This is a genomic window from Candidatus Binataceae bacterium, assembly GCA_035308025.1.
Taxonomy (GTDB): Bacteria; Desulfobacterota; Binatia; order Binatales; family Binataceae; genus JAJPHI01.
In genome coordinates, this window is the sequence record DATGHL010000047.1 from 158886 (window position 1) to 176291 (window position 17406).

A 17406-nucleotide genomic window follows, 5' to 3' on the forward strand; every position below is an offset into this window, starting at 1 on the left:
ATCTGTTACCGCGTCAGAGCTCTGATACGCACGCGGCGGGGTTTTGGATGCGGCTTGCAGCGAGGCTGCTCGTGGCTGTGCTAAGCTCATCGGCGATGGTTTCGAGCGTGCGGAAAATCTACCTCTGCGGTCCGATCATGGACGCCGCGACGGCCGCGGCGAAGGACTGGCGCACCCGCGCCAAGGAGCGGCTGGCAGGCCGTTTCATCCTGCTTGATCCGCTGCGCCGCAACTTCCGTGACCGCGAAATCGACTCAGCCAACGAAATCGTCGAATTCGATCTACAAGACGTTCGCGAAGCCGATTTGTTGCTGGTCAACTATTGCAAGGCCTCGCTCGGCACCGCGATGGAGGTGTTTTACGCCAGCCACGACCTCGGCAAGTTCGTCATCGCCTTCAGCCCGTTGAGCTATGCGGATTGTTCGCCGTGGATGGTGCGCTTCTGCACCAAGATTTTGCCCGACCTCGACGACGCTCTGGCCTATATCGAACGCCACTTTAACTAAGCCGCGGTGCGCCGGCTCAACCCAGCCGGCAGGAGGACGCAATGAAACTCGACGAGCTGCAGCGCGACATCCTGCTGCCGCAAATCGACGCGTTTCTCGCCGCCGCCCCTGACGCTGCGGCGCGCGCGCAATACGCGACCCTGCGCGCAGCAATCGCCGCGTTGGAGGTGCCGGAGGCGCTGAGCGAGCGGCTCGGCGCGATCGCGGAGGTGCTGCTCAGCTCAGGCCGTGTGCGCGATACGCACGGCCCCGGCGCCAATCTGGCGCTGTGGGCGCTGTTTCAGGCGACGCCGCGCGGCCGCGGAATCCTCGCCTCGGTTGCCGGCGTCAATGCGGCGCTCAAGCGGCTCGAGGGCCAGACCCTCGAATTCGTCAGCGCCGTGGCGCGCGCGCCCGGCGTTTACTCACTCACGCTCAAGAATGCCGAAATGCAATTGATCCTGCGCTTCGAGCCCAGCGGAGTCCGCATCGAGAGCGCCGAGGTAGGCTAGGCACACGCCCGCTCGGGTGCACACCGCAGACGGTGCTCGACCGATTTTAGGGCAACGATATACTAGGCTCAGTAGCTCAAAAGCGATACACTGGGTCCGACGTGACAGGCCGGATGGATCGCGTGACGCGAAGGCGCGAGGTGGCGTATGTTAAGGCCACTTCGGGAGAAGCGTCACTATAAAGACCATTCCCGAAAGCGAAGGGAAGCGCGGTCAATGACAGTTTGCGTTGCAGCTATGGCAGCAGAGAGACAGGCGATTGTTCTAATTGCCGATAAGATGATCACTCTAGGCGACATCGTTTCCGATACGAGCATCTGTAAGATGTCTCGGCTGGCAAATACATCATGGATAGTTATGGTCGCAGGGACTATATCAATCGCCGATGAGATCATAATGCGCGTAGCGTATGAGCTAGAGAAGAATCCTCGCGACGCAGACCAAGAATACTCGATGATGAAGGTTGTGAGCCGAGTCTATACTGAGGTTTACCAAGAGCATCTTGAAGCGACGGTCTTAACACCAAAGCTCCTGACGAAGAAGTTGGCTTTTGAGCGCGAATCGACCCTGCATCCATTGCATCAAAAATTAGCCGACGAGATCGACGAAGACCGAAAGCAATTCCGTTGGAGTTGTGAACTTTTGGTATGCGGGTTCGACTCCAAGAGAGACCCAACTATCTTTCAGGTATTCCAACCCGGACACGCATCCAGCGAAAGTCGGCAAGGATACGCAGCGATAGGGATCGGCGCTGATGCGGCAACGGGTCGTTTAATGTGGCACGAAAGCGATTGTGAGCATCCACTGGACAGAGTGTTGTGGGAAACGTTCGATGCGAAGGTTCAAGCAGAAATTATGAGAGGCGTCGGCTATAATTGGGATGGCTTTATCATGTTGCAGTCAGACCCCATGAAAGCCGTGCCTGTTCCTGATGACCTGCAAGAAATCATGGATAACGCCATCTCAGAAATTATAAGTTCGCCGTTCGATCCAGAGCCGACATCGCCGGATCGGGTGCCGCCGCCTGATTGGAAAGAGCAGATTACACGATTCGCCGATTCCCTGATTCCGAGCGAGCTCACTTTCTGCTAACAACCGCCTTACCACTTGCAACCCACCATAATTCTGTGAAGCCGCACTCCGTGCAGCGCATTGTCCGTCGCATCTCGCCCATCCCGGCAAACTCCGATTTGACTGCGACAAATGTAAGCTCTCTGCATTTCGGACAGGCTTCTCCAGGGCATCTTTCCAGTCGTTTTTCCAATTCCGAAACCCGCTGCTCTAAGTTGTCCGCGTGCGCAATTAATTGCTCGATCCGCTTGATGTGTTGCCAAGCCTGACGTAAGCGGGTTAAAATCTTCCCAGCGCTTTGCGCAGATTTTATGGTAATCGGATCAGCCATCGTCGAACCCTACCCGCACGCGATCAAAGCTGAGCACATCGCGAACGGAGTTGTGAAATTCCCGGTTAACGTCCACTCGCTTCTAATTGAGCGTCAAGGTAGCGGATACACCCGGATCGTGGCAAAGCAAAACGATGTAGTACTGTCGTTCGTGCTGGACGATGACGATTGCCAGCATCTTGCGGCGATTCTCAGGGCTGACAAATGAGCCTCAAGCCGAAAGAGTCAGAAAAGCCGTTCGATAAATTTCAGCGCCTTATTCGCGGCCTCGCGGCGGTACCGAAAAAAGAAATCGAAGCTGAAGAGGCGAAGTGGCGCGCGGCTCGATTGCTGAAGAAGAAACCCGCGAAAGCCTGACTGCTCCGCGTTTTCCCCGTCCCTGCCGTTTCTTTCAGGCGACTTCCGCCTCTTCTTTCCCGATCAGCTTCTGATACGTGACCCGCTTGCCAGTAACGCCGTCCAGTATGCCGACGAATCGCGCAGCGTCCGTACCCTTGCGCGTGTTGTACCGATAAGCCTGCTCGTCCAAGTAGCGGAACAGATGAAAGGGTTCGACGCTGATATATGTGCCTTTGAGGCCGCGCTTCAGCAGACTCCAGAAATTCTCAAGGCCATTCGTGTGGATTTTGCCGTTAACGTATCGCTCGGCGTGGTCAACGAAGCCGTGGACAAATTCGCGGTCTAAACCTTCATACGACAGAAGCGCATCTGTGAAGATTTCCGATCCTTCTAGGACATTATCGCGGATTTCTTTTTGGAGCGTATGGCGCTTGCGGTCCGCGACGTGTTTGAGGCGGACTTGACCGCGTTCACGATCCAGCAGACCCATCACGATTGCTTTTCCGGCCCCGCCCGTGCCCGTTATTTTCTCCGCTCGCTTGTCCTTGTGCATGAAGCGAGCGAGGCCGCCGATTAAAGACTCATCTGCCTCGAATGTGCCAGCCACTTTCTCAAACGTGCCTGTCTGCATCGCTAGCCGGATGCGATGGTCCATGAACCACGCGGTCTTTTGAGTCACACCTAAATGACGGGCGATTTCGTGGCTACTCACGCCATTCTTGCAATTCGCCACTAACCATGCGGCTGTGAACCACTTATCGAGGCCGATAGGCGAGTCTTCAAAAACGGTCCCGACTTTCACGCTGAATTGGCGCTTGGGATGCTTGGCCTTGCATTCCCAAATACGACGTTTCGCCAGATAGCGATTTTTGTCGCTTCCGCATGTCGGGCACTTCACGCCATCGGGCCAACGCGAGGCCGCGAGAATCTCCGTACAACGATCCAAATCAGAGAAGTAACGGATCGCATCCAGAAGGGTAGCGGGTATTTGTGCGCTGCTCATGATAAGATAGTCGCATATCTAGGTCACTGAGTCAAGTATATCGTTGCCGATTTTAGGCTCTTGACGCAGCTCGCAAACTCGCCTGCTCGGGTGCGCAACGCGGACGGTGCTCCGCCTAATGGGACGAACTTAAAAACCCATGCCGTCGGCCCAGTCGGCGAGCTCCGGGATGCGATAGCGCTCGCCGCGGTAAGCCTTGTACATCAGGAAGACCCAGAAGACTGCCAGAATCAAATTGATCAGCCCTTCAAGGGCGTGCAGCAGCCGGTCGATACCAAAGGGCAGCACCGCCATGAAGACGCCGAAGATGATCAGAACCGCGAGCCACGCGATCGAGAAGAGAATCGACTGGCGCGCGTGGAAGCGGATGAATTCATCCTTGTCGTAGGGATCAACGTTGAGGAAAATCAGTCCCGACACAAAGAACAGCAGGTAGCACAGCGCCGCGATCGGCCGACTCTGCGGATTGGTAATCGTCTCCATGATCGAATCTCTCCGTCTTCAGGCGGCGGCAAGTGCGCGGGCCGCTGATCATAATCAACCAGACGCGGCGGCGCGCGGCAATCGGTGAGTGGTGAGTTGTGCCCGCAGCCGCACGGTTGCAGAATAAAGCGTGCAGCGTTACCGCCGCGTGGCCGAGCACACGCCCCAACGAGACCTCCTTGAAGCAACCATGATGCGAATGAGCAAAATTTTTACGCCGCCGCCAATGATGTGCGTGGCGGCGCTGCTGGCGGCCGCGGTCGCAATGGTTCTCGGGCCGCGGCGGGCCGGGGCCGCGCCGCTCGATTTTCGCACGGCGGACTTCCGCATCCTCAGCGCCACCACCGCCGCCCCCATCGGCAAGGTGCATTACGCCGTTAGCGACGCTCCCGCCAGCGTCCAGATCGTTACCAGCGAGGCGCGCTACACCGACGGTCAGCACGACGTCGAGCGCGACAAGATCGACACGCATAGCGCGATCCCGATCATGCTCGGGTATGAGCACGAGTTTTTTCACGCCGACGGCACCCGCTTCATGTCAAGCAAGGCTAATTTCTCGACTGGGCGCGGCGAGTGCACCAGTTACGACGGCGGCAAGCCGGTCGTCACGAGCAAAACCTTCGTCTTTGCCAAAGACACTTATGCGGGGGCCGGGATCATGCTGCCCCTGCAGGCGTCGCTGCAATCGGGGAAGCGCGCGCCCGCGATCATGCATTATTTCGTCTGCGTTCCCGGTCCCAAGCTGGTGAAAATCGAAGCTCTCGCCGAGCCGCAAGCCTCGTGGGCGCACTACCCGGGCAGCATCGTCCGCGCCGACATCAGGCCCGATTTCGGCTGGCTCAATTACGTCATCGCGCCATTTCTGCCCGAGATGCATGCGTGGTTCAGCGCCGCCCCGAGTTTCCCGTTGGTCGGGGGAGAATTCTCGCGGTACTACAAGGGCCCGGAGATAATTATCGCGCGCGATCAGGCGACGGCCGCAAAATAGCGGTGCGGACCGGAGCTGATTCGCATGCGCAGTCCGTGCGCTGAACCGCAACCTATCCGCTCCTTACCGACTGAGGAGGCGCAGAAACGGACGTTATGTGATATTGCGCGAGCTGCGAGCAGGTTGCCCGCGGCGCGACGAGCGTTAAAAGTGACTCGCGCCGCCGCTCACATGCCTGACGCGCGAGCGCTGCGGCTTCTGGTACTGAAACTCGGTATGGCACTGCGCGCAGACACCCTGCGGCTGTGCCTGGCCGGGACGACGGCCGAGCTTGACGTAGCGGACGCTGCCGTCGTCACAGAGATGGCCGGCGACGGGAAAATCATAGACGGTGCGGACGGTGTTGGAGTTCTCCATTTCTTACGCTAACGCTCCCTCATGCAAGTGTTCCTTTGAGTGTTGACGCCCGCGAGATTGCGGGCGCGCTACGCGTGACTGGAAAAAACAGCATAATCATTTCTCGCCGGCAATCAATGATTTTTGCGCGCGGGCGGAATTTTTTTTGATTTTTTTTGTGGGCGAGCGGGCGCGGGAGCGCGGTCTCGACCACTGGCGGCGCGCGGCTCTCCGCCTGCCGGACGCCGCGCCACCAGAACCCGCCGGCGCAGGGTCAGCACGACCTCGCCCTTTTGATTCACCCCGCGCGTCTCGACGTAGACTACCCCGCGATCGGCTTTGCTCGATGACGGCGTGAGCTCGAGAATCTCGCTCTCGGCGTAAAGCGTATCGCCGTGAAAAGTCGGCGCGGTGTGGCGGATCGATTCATACTCGAGGTTGGCGATCGCGTTCTCGCTCAAGTCCCGCACGGTCATTCCGGCCACCAGTGAAATCACCAGCAGGCCATTGACCAGGCATTGGCCATGCTGGCTCTGCGCCGCGAAGTTCGCGTCAAAGTGAATCGGATTCGTATTCATCGTCATCAGCGTGAACCAGGTATCGTCGAAGTCGGTGATCGTGCGGCCGGGCCAATGCCTGAAGCTCTGTCCGACGGTGAAATCTTCAAAATAGTTGCTCATTGCGCGACCTTGCAGGTGGATTTGACGTCCGCGCCGGGCAGAATAATCAAAGGCTGCGACGCTTGCCAGCCAGGCTTTACTCTGAACGCCTTGAATGCTACGAAGGCGATGAACGTAGGGCGTCGCCGGTGGTGTAGGGGAGAATCCGACCCTTTCATTTTTTCTCAGACGGCATTTGACTCGGATGACAAGGGCCCGTCGGCAGCCTGAAAGAAGGAAAGACTCGGGGAGGAAGGTGAGAGATGAAAATCGCGAATGTATCTGTCGGGCTGCTGGCGGCAGTCCTCGTCAGCGGCGTCTTGGCGCCGGTCTATGCGCAACCCGCGGCGACCCAGGCACAGGCGCAGGATACGTTGAAGCGGGTTGGCCCGGAGGTCTGGAATGCGCGGCGCTCCTCGGAACACAACGCGCAGATGCTCCAGGCTTACAAGGCCGGCGAGGACGCCTACTTCAAGGGCAACTACGACAAGGCTATCAAGAAGCTCAATGCCGCCGAGGCGATGACCAAAAACTCTCCGAACAACTACGGCGGCGGCGCTCCGTAAGAGCCATTTTTATCTAAGCGTCAACGGGCCGGCGGCGGCGCGAGGTCGCCGCCCGCCCGATCATTTACCCAATTACCACCACGCCCTTTCGTCATTCTGTCGAAGGTGCTGCAGCGAAAAATTCCGGATCTTCCGCCCCTTGGCTCCCGCAGGATAGCGTCGCGCCTTGACGAGCACCAAGCCGCTTCTGTCATTCTCGCACGCGCACTGCGCAACAGCGCCAAATGCGCAGGCCAGCCACGCCACGTGAGAACGCCGCGCGAAGAATCCCGGATTCTTCATCCCCCAAATCTGTTCAAAAATCAATCAGCCGACCTATGCCTAACTTCCGCGGCTCGGTTGTCTCGCATTCGGCCGGATACTAAACTCCCGCCAGCATTCAGCAACGATGCATGGAGGACTTCGATGTCGCGTATTCCGCTGGTAGAGCCCGAGGATGCATCGCCCGAGATTCGGGCGATCTACAAAGAGATCGAAAAATCGGGTCTGCCGGTTTATAACGTGATGAAAATGTTCGCCAACAACGTGCATTTTCTCGGCGGACTGCTGAATTTTGTCCACGGGCTGTATGCGGGCAACAACAAGCTCGATCCGCGCCTGCGCGAACTCGCCTATCTGCGGGCCTCGCAGGCTAACGCCTGCCATTATTGAATTCCTACCCACGTGGCGCTCGGTCGGAGCGTCGGTTTGAGCGACGATGACATGGCGGCGATGGCGAACGCGGCGACGAATCCGCGCTTCGACGCAACCGATCGGCTGGTGCTCGAATACTCGGAAGTGCTGACCAAGACCAATCGCGTGAGCAATGAATTGTTCGAGCGCTTGGCGGCGCGCTTCTCGCGCGAGGAGATCGTCGAGCTCTGCTTCACGGTCGGACTCTCCAACCTCGTCAATCGCGTGCACGCAACCTTCAACACCGATCTCGACGAGACGACCAAAGCCTCGGTTCCCGACGCCGCCTTCTGCCCGATTGGCCGCTGAGGCAAATGCCGCGTGGCAGGCCCAGCGGCTCTGAAGCGATAACGCACCAGGAGACTGTCGTCCGCTGCGAGCGACTGGCAAACACGCTCGCAGAGCTTTATCCGGACGCGCGGATCAGCCTCGACTTTGCGACCCCGTGGCAGTGCTTGGCCGCGACGATTCTCTCGGCCCAATGCACCGACGAACGGGTCAATCAGGTAACACCGGAATTGTTTCGGCGCTTTCCGGACGTCGCGGCAATGGCCGCGGCGCCGGAGAAGCAGCTCCGCGAGCTGATCGTGAGAACGGGCTTTTTTCGCCAGAAGACCCGCTCGCTGCAAAACGCGGCGCGCGCGCTACTCGAGCGCTTCGGCGGCGAGATTCCGCGCCGGATGGAGGAACTTGTCACGCTGCCGGGCGTCGGCCGCAAGACCGCGAACGTGATCCTCGGCCATGTCTTCGGCCAACCGGGCTTGGTGGTCGATACCCACGTCCGGCGGTTGTCGAAGCGGCTCGGCCTGACCACCCATAGCGATCCCGACAAGATCGAGCTGGATTTGCAGAAGCTGCTGCCGCCTTCCGACTGGACGCCCTTCTCGATGCGGCTGATTCTGCACGGCCGTCGCGTCTGCTACGCCCGCGCCCCGCGATGCGAGAGCTGCACGCTGCGCCCCGACTGTCCGCGGATAGGCGTCGGGTCGATTGCAAAGGCGCGCCGCGCTTCGTAAGCTCCGCCGCATGGCCGCTCGCGATCTCCGCTTTTATCTCGATTACAAAAGCCCCTACGCCTATTTGGCTGTGGACCCGGTCCGTGAGCTGGAACGCGAATTCGCGATCAAGTTCACCTGGCTGCCCTGCGTCCTCTACATCCCGGATTTTCTCGGCACGGTTGAAGGCCGCAATGAGCATCAATGGCGGCGCGTGCGCTACAGCTACATGGACGCGCGCCGGCTCGCGAACCGCCGAGGGCTGATCGTCAAAGGTCCGCAGAAACTTTTCGATTCGTCGATCGTCGCGATCGGGATGCTCTACGCGCAGCGCCGCGGCACCTTCGACAAGTATAACGACCTGGCCTTCGAGCGCTTCTGGAAACGCGAGCTCGATATCGAAGATTCCGCCGCGATTACTGCGATACTCAAGGAGAGCGGCGCGCCGGTGGAAGCGTTCCCCGACTTTCTCGCCGGCGAAGGCCGCGCCGAGCTCGAGCGCATCACGCATGAAGCCGAGAGCGCCGGGGTTTTCGGCGTACCGACTTTTGTCATCGACGGCGAGGTTTTCTGGGGCGGCGATCGCCTCTGGATGGTGCGCGAGAAACTCGCGGAAAAATGAGGACTGGCATGGACGAACTGATTTTTGACAAGGGCGAGATCGCGACCGTGACGGTCAACCGGCCCAAGGCCCTCAACGCGCTCAACCGCACCGTGGTCGAGGAGCTCGCCCGCGTGCTGCGCGACGTCCGCCACGATCCCTCGATTCGCGTGCTGATCGTCACCGGCGCCGGCGATCGCGCCTTCGTTGCCGGCGCCGATATCGCCGCGATGTCCGCCATGTCTACCACCGACGGCATGGAATTCTGCCGCCTCGGTCATCGCGTGATGGCGACCTTCGAGGAGCTGCCGATCCCGGTGATCGCCGCGGTCAACGGCTTTGCGCTCGGCGGCGGCACCGAACTCGCGCTCGCCTGCGACCTGATCGTCGCGAGCGAGAAAGCGCGTTTCGGCCAGCCCGAGATCAATCTCGGCGTGATTCCGGGCTTCGGCGGCACGCAGCGGCTCCCCCATCGGATCGGCCAGGCGCGCGCCCGCGAGCTGATCCTGACCGGTGACATGATCGACGCCAAGACCGCGTTGGACTGGGGACTCGCGAACCGCGTCGTCGCGCCCGACCAGTTGATGCCCGAAGCCCGCAAACTCGGCGAGAAGCTCGCGAGCAAGTCCGGCTTCACCCTGCGTCAGTGTAAGGCCGCGTTGCGCGCGTCGTTCACGATGAGCGAAAGCGAAGGGCTGCTCTACGAGCAGGCCGCCTTCGGTCTGAGTTTCTCCAGCGCCGATAAGGCTGAGGGCACCAAGGCCTTCGTCGAAAAACGCGACCCCAAGTGGTCGCATCGATAACTTTGGTTCTACGCGTGTAAGGTCCCGATAGTGATCGGGTTCGGGATTCTATCGACGGGGCAGAATATCTAAGATAGAAGTAACGCCAGATTCAGTCCGGCTTATATGGCAGATTCCCGGGCTGGCGTACTTCTAAGATGGACCTCGAACTTAGTGAAGCTCAATCCGGCGCGCGCGATCTTGCGCGGCGCTTCGCCCGCGAGAAACTCGAGCGCGTCGGCGTCGAAATCGACCGCACGCATGTCTTTCCGCATGCGGCAATCGCTGAACTCGCCGCGCTCGGCATGCTCGCCGTCTTCATTCCTGAAAAATACGGCGGCGCCGGGCTCGATAACGTCGCCTACGCGCTGGTGATCGAAGAGCTGGCGGTCGAATGCGCCTCGACCGCGGTGATTGTCTCGGCTCATTCGTCGCTCGCGCAGTGGCCGATCCTGGGCACCGGCAACGAGGGGCAGCGCGCGCACTTTCTGCCGAAGATGTGCGCCGGCGAGTGGCTCGGATGCTTCGCCCTGACTGAGCCGCAAGCCGGCTCCGACGCCGCGATGCAGAAGACGCGCGCCGTCCTCGACGGCGACAGCTATGTGATCAACGGCGTCAAAAATTTCATCACCAATGGTCCCGAAGCCGGGGTTTGCATCCTCTTCGCCAACACCGCGCCCGATAAGGGGGTCAAGGGGATTAGCGCCTTTGCGGTCGAGACCGCGTCGCCCGGCTTCGAGGTCACGCACATCGAAGAGAAGATGGGGATCAACGGCTCGCATAGCGCGCAGTTGAGCTTCTCCGAGTTGCGCGTGCCGCGCGAAAATCTGCTCGTCGGCGAGGGCGAGGGCTTCAAGGTCGCGATGAAGACGCTCGACGGCGGACGCATCGGGATCGCCGCCCAGGCCATCGGGATCGCGCGGGCGTCGCTCGAAGCCTCGCTCAAATATGCGCACGAGCGCCAGACCTTCGGCAGCCCGCTCGCCAGCTATCAGGCGATTCAGTGGAAACTCGCCGACATGGCGGTCGAGATCGACGCCGCCCGCCTCCTCACGCTGCAGGCCGCCGCGCGCAAGGACGCCGGCAAATCCTGCACGCGCGAGTCCGCGATGGCGAAACTGTTCGCCTCGGAAGCTGCCATGAAAGCCGCAATCGAAGCGGTCCAGATTCACGGCGGCTATGGCTATACTAAGGAGTTCAAGGTCGAGCGCTATTTTCGCGACGCCAAGATCACCGAGATTTACGAGGGCACCTCGGAAGTCCAACGCATGATCATCGCGGGACAGGTATTCCAGACCCGATAAAGACGGCATCCGCTTAGGAGACGATCGTGACGACAAAACAGGAATGGCTCGAAAAGACTTATCAACGCACCGCCGAGCGGCCCGTCCGCTTCACGACACTCTCCGACATGCCGATCGAGCCGTTATACACCGCCGAGGATTTGGCCTCCCATGAGGCGAACGGCAACGACGATGCGATCGGCTACCCAGGCCAGTTCCCCTACACGCGCGGAGTCTACGAGTCGATGTATCGCGGGCGGCTCTGGACGATGCGCCAGTTCGCGGGCTTTGGCCTCGCCGAGGAGACGAACGAGCGCTTCAAATTTTTACTGGCACAGGGTCAGGACGGACTCTCGACCGCCTTCGACATGCCGACGCTGATGGGCTACGACCCCGATCACGAACGCGCGATGGGCGAGGTCGGCCGCGAGGGCGTCTCGGTTTCCTCGGTGCATGACACCGCGCGCCTGTTCGATCAGATTCCGATCGGCAAGGTCTCGACCTCGATGACGGTCAACTGCTCGGCGTCGGTTCTGCTCGCCTCATACCTCGTCGTCGCCGAGCGCCAGGGCGTGCCCTGGGAGCAGGTCAGCGGCACGATCCAGAACGACATGCTCAAGGAATTCATCGCGCAGAAGGAGTGGATCTGCCCGCCCGCGCCGTCGCTGCGAATCGTGACCGACATGGTCGAGTTTTGCGCGAAAAAAGCTCCGCGCTTTCATCCGGTCTCGATCTCCGGCTACCACATCCGCGAGGCTGGCTCGACCGCGGTGCAGGAGCTCGCCTTCACGATCGCCGATGGCCTCTGCTACGTGCAGGACGCGGTCGAGCGCGGAATGAACGTCGATGAGTTCGCGCCGCGGCTCTCTTTTTTCTGGGACCTGCACAATGATTTTCTTGAAGAGATCGCCAAGCTGCGCGCCGGCCGCCGGATGTGGGCGCGGCTGATGCGCGCGCGCTTCGGCGCCAAGAATCCCAAATCCATGATGCTGCGGACGCACGCGCAGACCGCCGGCGTTTCGCTGACCGCGCAGCAGCCGATGAACAACGTCGTCCGCGTCGCAATTCAGGCGCTGGCCGGCGTCCTCGGCGGCGTCCAGTCGCTGCATACCAACTCGATGGACGAGACCCTCGCCCTGCCGACCGAGCAGTCGGTAATGGTCGCGCTGCGCACCCAGCAGATCATCGCGGAAGAGACCGGTATCACCAATACGATCGACCCCTTCGGCGGCAGCTACGCGATAGAAACCCTCACCGACAAGATGGAAGCCGAGGCGCTCGAATACATCCGCAAGATCGACGAGATGGGCGGGATGCTCAAGGCGATCGACCGCGGCTATCCGCAACGCGAAATTGCCGAGGCCGCCTTCAACTATCAGCGCCAGCTCGAGCAAGGCGTCAAGACGGTGGTAGGGGTCAACAAGTACACCATTCCCGAAGAGATCCCGATCGCGACGCTGAAGATTCATCATGCGCTCGAAGAACGGCAGATTCAGCGCACCCGCCAGATGAAGCGCGAGCGCAACAGCGTCGCGCACAGAGAGGCCTTGAAGCGCGTCGCCGAGGCCTGCCGCTCCGGTGAAAATCTGATGGAACCGATTTGCGAGGCGGTGCGCCGCGACGCGACGGTCGGCGAAATCAGCGACATCTACCGCGCCGAGTTCGGCGTCTACAAAGACCCGGGCTGGATCTAGACCGGACTGGATATTAAGAGCGGGACTGGATTTTAATAAAGTGGCAGACAAACGATTACGAATTCTGGTGGCGAAGCCGGGCCTCGACGGCCACGATCGCGGAGCCAAGATTATTGCGCGCGCGCTGCGCGACGGCGGCTTCGAGGTGATCTACACAGGACTGCATCAGACGCCCGAGATGATCGCCGAGGCCGCGGTGCAGGAAGACGTTGATGCGATCGGGCTCAGCATCCTCTCCGGCGCGCATATGACGCTCTTCCCCGAGGTCATGCGCCTCCTCAAGGCCAAGGGCGTGGACGACGTCGCGATTTTCGGCGGCGGCATCATCCCCGACGAAGATTCGGCCAAGCTCAAGACTCTCGGGGTGAAAGAAATCTTCACGCCCGGCGCGTCCACCGAAGACATCGTCAAATGGGTGAATGAAAACGTTCACCCGCGCGCCTAGGCCCATGCCGTATCAGGATAGGCCCGTGCGGCGACGGGGTTTGGTCTCCTGATGGACTTCGAGCTGACCGCTGAGCAGCGACAAATTCGCGAAACATTGGCGGTCTTCGCCGAGCGCGAGATCAAGCCGCACGCCAGGCAGTGGGACAACGACGCGAGCTTCCCGCGCCACGTCGTCGCGCAACTGGGCGAGCTCGGCTTCCTCGGGGTTTCGTTTCCGGAAAAGTACGGCGGCGGTGGCGCGGACACGCTCTCTCAAGTCGTGGTCGTCGAGGGTTTGGCGCGCTATGACGCCGGGCTCGCGCTCTCGTGCGCCGCGCATATGTCGCTGTCGTCGGGGCACATCGCGCTGTTCGCCAGCGAGGAGCAGCGCGCGCACTACTTGCCCGATCTGGTTGCCGCCAGAAAACTCGGCGCCTGGTGCCTGACCGAGCCGAGCTCGGGCTCGGACGCCGCCGCGATGAAAACCCGCGCCACCCGCGACAGCGACAGCTATACGCTCAATGGCGCGAAGATGTTCATCACCAACGGCAGTGTCGCCGACGTCTACGTTGTGATGGCGGTGACGGACCCCGCGGCGGCGCGCTCAGGCGTCTCCGCCTTTGTGGTTGAACGCGGCTCGCGCGGCCTCAGTAGCGGCCGCAAGATCGAAAAGCTTGGACTGCACTCCTCGGACACCGCCGAGGTTGTTTTCGACAACGTCGCCATTCCGGCGCGCAATCTGATCGGCGAACTCGGCGCCGGCTACCGGCAGACGCTCGGCGTGCTCGAGGGCGGCCGCATCGGGATCGCCGGATGGGCCGGCGGTATCGCGCGCGGCGCGATGGAGGACGCCGCGGCCTATGCCAAAGAGCGGCGTCAGTTCGGCAAGGCGATCGCGGAATTCCAGGCGATCCAATGGATGATCGCCGACATGGCGACGCGGATCGAGGCTTCGTGGCTGCTCACCGGCCGCGCCGCCGCGCTGCGCGACGCCGGCAAGCCTTTTGCGCGAGAGGCCTCGATGGCCAAGTTGTTCGCCTCGGAAACTGCGATGTGGACGACCACCAAGGCCGTGCAGATTCACGGCGGCTACGGCTACGTCACGGACTTTCCGGTCGAGCGCTACATGCGCGACGCCAAACTCGCCGAGATTGGCGAGGGCACCAGCGAGGTGCAGCGCATGATTATCGCTAAATCGCTCCTCCGCGACGGCTACCTGCCCTGACAGACCTCATCTCTGGACGGAGGAGTCGGGCCACATCCGACCGGGCATTTCTGTCACCGCGCTAGTGATTCTGAACTCCCGCGACCACCGCTGCGTCTGTACTTCAGATCTTGGGGACAATGGTGCTTAGCTCTTTCCCTCGAGCTGCGGGTTATGCGATTATTTGTTGAGGTGGACGGGAGGTCCTTCGCCGTGGCCACAGCATTTCCCGGAGCTGACCGCACCCCTTGGGGTCGAGTGCATTACCCGGGACCGGACCTCCGCCCACCTTCTTAGTATTCTAAGCGGCCCGAACAATGACGCAAGGCGAACTTTTGCACTAAGGTCGCGTTATCCACATATTTTTGTACGTGAAGAGCTAGTAATCCGGATCAAGCATTCATCGGCACAGTGAAGAGGTAGTAATCTCGATTATCCTATTCATCAGCAGGGCGACACCAATCCCGATTACTGCACGGAGCGCGAAGAACCAATGAAGCGCACGCTTCCGTTGAAGTCGGGCATTGACCCCGCAGACGCCTGCTGGAATGAACCGCGTTAACTTCCGCGGATCCTAAGCGGTACCATTGCCGTTGTGGCCGAGCAGGGCGGCGAGTTCATGCTCGAAGCCGCCGGTCTCGATCGCGCAATGCATCCCGCATTCCTTGGGCGCGCCGGTCTCCCACCACCAGCGGCCGTTGCGCGGATCTTCGCCGTCCGCCACCGGGCGCGTGCAGGGCGCACAGCCGATCGACTTAAAGCCTTTGTCATAAAGCTCGTTGTAAGGGACGTCGTTGGCGCGGATATAGTCCCAGACCTCCTCATCGGTCCAGTCGGCCAGCGGCGCGAACTTCACGATCCCGCCATGATCGTGATCGATTTTCGAGTTTGCGGATATTCGAGCGAGTCGCCCATTGATCGCGCCGCAGCCCCGTAATCCAGGCGTCGTAATTCATCAGGGCGCGCGCACCGGCAGCACCTTGCGCACCTGGCAGCAGAGCAGGCGCGAGTTGACCGCGTTGTAAAGGTTCGCGATTGGCACATCCTCCGCAATTGCCTGGATGCGGCTGGTGCTCGGCATTTCCCGCAGCGAAGGTCAAACTTCGTTTCGGCCGGCGCGAGCTCAAGTATCTAGGACTGCTGTTCGGCTTGACGCTTGGCGGCATGTTGCTTTTCATGCTGGTGATCGCAATTCCGTCTGCGGTGGTAAATAATCATAATCACGCTGGCCCCGAAATCCGCGGTCTTCAATGAGGGACCGCTCACACCTGATCTTGATGATTGCGATGTATGCGATAGTCGCAACTGTGTTCCTCATCTATTTCGCTTTTTGGGTTAGGCTAATCCTCGTCCTGCCCGCGATAGCGCTCGCGATAATCTATTGGCGGCTCGTGCTCGATCCTGAGGCGCCCGCGCCGGTTGCGATCCAGGCTTACCCGATCTGCCGCATGACGAAGATGCCCGCAAGCGGCTTTTCGGCGAAGTATGAGAATCCAGCCTCCCCGATTTTTCTCGCCACCGGCATACGGTATTGACGCGCAACGCGATTGTTGACGTTTGCGGCTCTTTTCACCACGATACCAGCCGGAGGCTCTGGACCGCATGTTTATTCTCGATCAAGGCGCGCGTTTCGTCATTCCCCGCACCGAGATGACCTATCCCGGTCATAGCATGAAGCTTCATCAGAACGCCGCCGATCCCGTGAAGTCGCCGGTCGATCATGTGATGGCGGATTTTGAAGACGCCTGTCCTTACGAATTCAAGGGCGAGAAAAGCCGCAAGACGATGGTCGAGGCGCTGACCACGCTCGACTTCGGGAAAAAAATCGTCACCGTGCGGCCCAACAATATCCATTCGCCCTTCTTCAAGGGTGACCTCGAAGCGATCGTGCTGGGCGCGCCCAACCGCTTCCACGGCATCATGCTGCCGAAGACGCGCGGGCCCGAGGAGATCAAACAGGTCGCGAGCCTGCTCGACGATCTCGAGAAGCGCGGCGGCTGGAAGTACCACATCCAGATCGAATCATTGATCGAGACCCCGCAATCGCTGGTCAAAGCCTACGAGATCGCCACTGCATCGGATCGGATGGCCGGGCTGGTCTTCGGCATCGCGGATTTCGCCGCGAATCTCGGCATCCGCGAGATCGTCGAGCGCCAGAATCAGAACTTTCACTATGCCAAGCAGGCGGTGGTCGTCGCTGCCAAGGCCGCCGGACTGCACGCCGTGGACAACGTCTATCTGCGGCTGTGGCGTAAGGAGGATTCGCCCGAGCGCGTCGCCGAACTGCAGCGCGGGCTGCGCGAGAAGAATCAGGGCGCCGCCGAACTCGGGATGGACGGCACCTGGGTAATTCATCCGCAGCAGGCGCCCATCTGCAACGAGTGCTACACGCCGAGTACGGCTCAGGTCGAAGAGGCGCGCCGCGTCATCAAGCTCTATCATGAGAAGGGCGGCGGCTCGATGGCTGATCCCAAGAGCGGCGAGATGATCGACGAGGCCACCATCAAGATCGCCCTGATGGACCTCGCTAAGGGGGCGCAAGCCGGTCTGGTCGATCAGGCTGAACTCAAGGATTGGTCGGCCAAGAGCAAATCGATCACCGGCTACGACATTCTCGAACTGATGAAGCGCACCGGCTGATCTTCAGACGACGTAACTGCGTATGCTCGCCGGATTTAATGGTCAGTCGCGACGCTCGACTGGTTTGGAATCGAGCGATCTAAAATCCCGATGTTTGTGACTCGGTCAGATTGGCACACAAGCTGCTCATAAAAACATGACAGCTGACTAGCGCGGGTTGATGCGAGCGCTTTCGACGCAAATAGCCCGGGTCCGCTTTCTAACGGAGGACGTCATGCTAAAACTATTCGTCGTAGCTTTAGGAGCGATGCTATTATCTGGATGTTGCGAACTCTTTGGGATTTGCACGTCGGTCTCAGTTCATAGTTCTGCTTCTTCCGCTAACGAGATCAGTCA

General features: G+C 60.4%; 24 protein-coding genes. 17 read left to right on the top strand and 7 right to left on the bottom strand.

The genetic code is table 11. The features are described 5' to 3' along the window. The first annotated feature begins 71 nt into the window (after nt 1-71). From VKS22_14625 to VKS22_14635, 3 genes are all read left to right on the top strand, one after another. Nucleotides 72-506 (top strand): nucleoside 2-deoxyribosyltransferase, encoded by a 435-nt coding sequence (locus tag VKS22_14625; GenBank protein HLW71846.1) that lies wholly within the window; start codon nt 72-74, stop codon nt 504-506. 41 nt (nt 507-547) lie between these two features. After that, nucleotides 548-997: a hypothetical protein gene (locus VKS22_14630; protein HLW71847.1), complete on the top strand. Its 450-nt coding sequence runs from the start codon at nt 548-550 to the stop codon at nt 995-997. A gap of 237 nt (nt 998-1234) precedes the next feature. Continuing rightward, nucleotides 1235-2089: a hypothetical protein gene (locus VKS22_14635; GenBank protein ID HLW71848.1), complete on the top strand. Its 855-nt coding sequence runs from the start codon at nt 1235-1237 to the stop codon at nt 2087-2089. On the opposite strand, the gene VKS22_14640 is transcribed toward VKS22_14635, so the two are convergent. Beyond that, on the bottom strand, nt 2076-2399 hold the full coding sequence (locus VKS22_14640) for a hypothetical protein (protein ID HLW71849.1): 324 nt from the start codon (nt 2397-2399) through the stop codon (nt 2076-2078). The genes VKS22_14635 and VKS22_14640 overlap by 14 nt on opposite strands. A gap of 204 nt (nt 2400-2603) precedes the next feature. On the opposite strand from VKS22_14640, the gene VKS22_14645 reads away from it, so the two are divergent. Further along, the gene (locus VKS22_14645) at nt 2604-2756 is read left to right on the top strand and encodes a hypothetical protein (protein ID HLW71850.1); all 153 of its coding nucleotides are present in this window, start codon (nt 2604-2606) and stop codon (nt 2754-2756) included. A gap of 34 nt (nt 2757-2790) precedes the next feature. On the opposite strand, the gene VKS22_14650 is transcribed toward VKS22_14645, so the two are convergent. Further along, the gene (locus VKS22_14650; protein HLW71851.1) at nt 2791-3741 is read right to left on the bottom strand and encodes an IS1595 family transposase; all 951 of its coding nucleotides are present in this window, start codon (nt 3739-3741) and stop codon (nt 2791-2793) included. Between the two features lie 129 nt (nt 3742-3870). Further along, a complete protein-coding gene (locus VKS22_14655; GenBank protein ID HLW71852.1) occupies nt 3871-4224 on the bottom strand; it encodes a DUF4870 domain-containing protein in 354 nt (117 codons plus the stop codon). Between the two features lie 199 nt (nt 4225-4423). Between VKS22_14655 and VKS22_14660 the strand changes: the two genes are divergently transcribed. Then, the gene (locus VKS22_14660; protein ID HLW71853.1) at nt 4424-5212 is read left to right on the top strand and encodes a hypothetical protein; all 789 of its coding nucleotides are present in this window, start codon (nt 4424-4426) and stop codon (nt 5210-5212) included. Between the two features lie 144 nt (nt 5213-5356). On the opposite strand, the gene VKS22_14665 is transcribed toward VKS22_14660, so the two are convergent. Together VKS22_14665 and VKS22_14670 are read right to left on the bottom strand one after the other, a co-directional pair. Beyond that, nucleotides 5357-5569: a hypothetical protein gene (locus VKS22_14665; protein ID HLW71854.1), complete on the bottom strand. Its 213-nt coding sequence runs from the start codon at nt 5567-5569 to the stop codon at nt 5357-5359. 113 nt (nt 5570-5682) lie between these two features. Continuing rightward, a complete protein-coding gene (locus VKS22_14670; GenBank protein ID HLW71855.1) occupies nt 5683-6228 on the bottom strand; it encodes a MaoC family dehydratase in 546 nt (181 codons plus the stop codon). A gap of 242 nt (nt 6229-6470) precedes the next feature. On the opposite strand from VKS22_14670, the gene VKS22_14675 reads away from it, so the two are divergent. The 10 genes from VKS22_14675 (at nt 6471) to VKS22_14720 (ending at nt 14451) form a co-directional block, all read left to right on the top strand. After that, nucleotides 6471-6773: a hypothetical protein gene (locus VKS22_14675; GenBank protein HLW71856.1), complete on the top strand. Its 303-nt coding sequence runs from the start codon at nt 6471-6473 to the stop codon at nt 6771-6773. A 405-nt stretch (nt 6774-7178) separates the two neighbouring features. Beyond that, nucleotides 7179-7424, top strand: coding sequence for a carboxymuconolactone decarboxylase family protein (locus VKS22_14680; protein ID HLW71857.1), 246 nt, complete (start codon nt 7179-7181; stop codon nt 7422-7424). A 12-nt stretch (nt 7425-7436) separates the two neighbouring features. Next, nucleotides 7437-7754, top strand: coding sequence for a hypothetical protein (locus VKS22_14685; GenBank protein HLW71858.1), 318 nt, complete (start codon nt 7437-7439; stop codon nt 7752-7754). A 5-nt stretch (nt 7755-7759) separates the two neighbouring features. Beyond that, entirely contained in the window at nt 7760-8461 is a 702-nt protein-coding gene (gene nth / locus VKS22_14690) for an endonuclease III (GenBank protein HLW71859.1), read from the top strand. 10 nt (nt 8462-8471) lie between these two features. Further along, on the top strand, nt 8472-9062 hold the full coding sequence (locus VKS22_14695) for a DsbA family protein (protein HLW71860.1): 591 nt from the start codon (nt 8472-8474) through the stop codon (nt 9060-9062). A gap of 8 nt (nt 9063-9070) precedes the next feature. After that, nucleotides 9071-9844 (top strand): enoyl-CoA hydratase-related protein, encoded by a 774-nt coding sequence (locus VKS22_14700; protein HLW71861.1) that lies wholly within the window; start codon nt 9071-9073, stop codon nt 9842-9844. Between the two features lie 137 nt (nt 9845-9981). After that, nucleotides 9982-11127, top strand: coding sequence for an acyl-CoA dehydrogenase family protein (locus VKS22_14705; protein HLW71862.1), 1146 nt, complete (start codon nt 9982-9984; stop codon nt 11125-11127). 26 nt (nt 11128-11153) lie between these two features. After that, entirely contained in the window at nt 11154-12800 is a 1647-nt protein-coding gene (locus VKS22_14710) for a methylmalonyl-CoA mutase family protein (protein ID HLW71863.1), read from the top strand. A gap of 40 nt (nt 12801-12840) precedes the next feature. Continuing rightward, nucleotides 12841-13245 carry a cobalamin B12-binding domain-containing protein gene (locus tag VKS22_14715; GenBank protein ID HLW71864.1) on the top strand — a complete coding sequence of 135 codons (405 nt, stop codon included), beginning with the start codon at nt 12841-12843 and terminating at the stop codon, nt 13243-13245. 51 nt (nt 13246-13296) lie between these two features. Next, complete coding sequence (locus VKS22_14720) at nt 13297-14451, top strand: acyl-CoA dehydrogenase family protein (protein ID HLW71865.1); 1155 nt, start codon at nt 13297-13299, stop codon at nt 14449-14451. A 553-nt stretch (nt 14452-15004) separates the two neighbouring features. Here the strand turns inward: VKS22_14720 and VKS22_14725 are convergent. Together VKS22_14725 and VKS22_14730 are read right to left on the bottom strand one after the other, a co-directional pair. Then, the gene (locus tag VKS22_14725; protein ID HLW71866.1) at nt 15005-15382 is read right to left on the bottom strand and encodes a phosphoadenosine phosphosulfate reductase family protein; all 378 of its coding nucleotides are present in this window, start codon (nt 15380-15382) and stop codon (nt 15005-15007) included. A gap of 3 nt (nt 15383-15385) precedes the next feature. Then, nucleotides 15386-15511, bottom strand: a complete 126-nt coding sequence (locus VKS22_14730) for a hypothetical protein (GenBank protein HLW71867.1) — start codon at nt 15509-15511, stop codon at nt 15386-15388. Between the two features lie 196 nt (nt 15512-15707). Here VKS22_14730 and VKS22_14735 point away from each other — a divergent pair, with 196 nt between their 5' ends. After that, nucleotides 15708-15965, top strand: a complete 258-nt coding sequence (locus VKS22_14735) for a hypothetical protein (GenBank protein ID HLW71868.1) — start codon at nt 15708-15710, stop codon at nt 15963-15965. Between the two features lie 67 nt (nt 15966-16032). Further along, on the top strand, nt 16033-17070 hold the full coding sequence (locus tag VKS22_14740; protein HLW71869.1) for a CoA ester lyase: 1038 nt from the start codon (nt 16033-16035) through the stop codon (nt 17068-17070). Nucleotides 17071-17406 lie beyond the last annotated feature (336 nt).

Bases quoted from the DNA above. Each gene is read 5' to 3' on its own strand.
- VKS22_14640 (HLW71849.1), bottom strand. From the start codon at position 2,399: ATGGCTGATCCGATTACCATAAAATCTGCGCAAAGCGCTGGGAAGATT.
- VKS22_14665 (HLW71854.1), bottom strand. From the start codon at position 5,569: ATGGAGAACTCCAACACCGTCCGCACCGTCTATGATTTTCCCGTCGCC.
- VKS22_14720 (HLW71865.1), top strand. From the start codon at position 13,297: ATGGACTTCGAGCTGACCGCTGAGCAGCGACAAATTCGCGAAACATTG.
- VKS22_14630 (HLW71847.1), top strand. From the start codon at position 548: ATGAAACTCGACGAGCTGCAGCGCGACATCCTGCTGCCGCAAATCGAC.
- VKS22_14705 (HLW71862.1), top strand. From the start codon at position 9,982: ATGGACCTCGAACTTAGTGAAGCTCAATCCGGCGCGCGCGATCTTGCG.
- VKS22_14645 (HLW71850.1), top strand. From the start codon at position 2,604: ATGAGCCTCAAGCCGAAAGAGTCAGAAAAGCCGTTCGATAAATTTCAG.
- VKS22_14740 (HLW71869.1), top strand. From the start codon at position 16,033: ATGTTTATTCTCGATCAAGGCGCGCGTTTCGTCATTCCCCGCACCGAG.
- VKS22_14735 (HLW71868.1), top strand. From the start codon at position 15,708: ATGATTGCGATGTATGCGATAGTCGCAACTGTGTTCCTCATCTATTTC.
- VKS22_14670 (HLW71855.1), bottom strand. From the start codon at position 6,228: ATGAGCAACTATTTTGAAGATTTCACCGTCGGACAGAGCTTCAGGCAT.
- VKS22_14660 (HLW71853.1), top strand. From the start codon at position 4,424: ATGAGCAAAATTTTTACGCCGCCGCCAATGATGTGCGTGGCGGCGCTG.
- VKS22_14650 (HLW71851.1), bottom strand. From the start codon at position 3,741: ATGAGCAGCGCACAAATACCCGCTACCCTTCTGGATGCGATCCGTTAC.
- VKS22_14655 (HLW71852.1), bottom strand. From the start codon at position 4,224: ATGGAGACGATTACCAATCCGCAGAGTCGGCCGATCGCGGCGCTGTGC.
- VKS22_14675 (HLW71856.1), top strand. From the start codon at position 6,471: ATGAAAATCGCGAATGTATCTGTCGGGCTGCTGGCGGCAGTCCTCGTC.
- VKS22_14730 (HLW71867.1), bottom strand. From the start codon at position 15,511: ATGCCGAGCACCAGCCGCATCCAGGCAATTGCGGAGGATGTGCCAATC.
- VKS22_14700 (HLW71861.1), top strand. From the start codon at position 9,071: ATGGACGAACTGATTTTTGACAAGGGCGAGATCGCGACCGTGACGGTC.
- VKS22_14695 (HLW71860.1), top strand. From the start codon at position 8,472: ATGGCCGCTCGCGATCTCCGCTTTTATCTCGATTACAAAAGCCCCTAC.
- nth (HLW71859.1), top strand. From the start codon at position 7,760: ATGCCGCGTGGCAGGCCCAGCGGCTCTGAAGCGATAACGCACCAGGAG.
- VKS22_14635 (HLW71848.1), top strand. From the start codon at position 1,235: ATGGCAGCAGAGAGACAGGCGATTGTTCTAATTGCCGATAAGATGATC.
- VKS22_14680 (HLW71857.1), top strand. From the start codon at position 7,179: ATGTCGCGTATTCCGCTGGTAGAGCCCGAGGATGCATCGCCCGAGATT.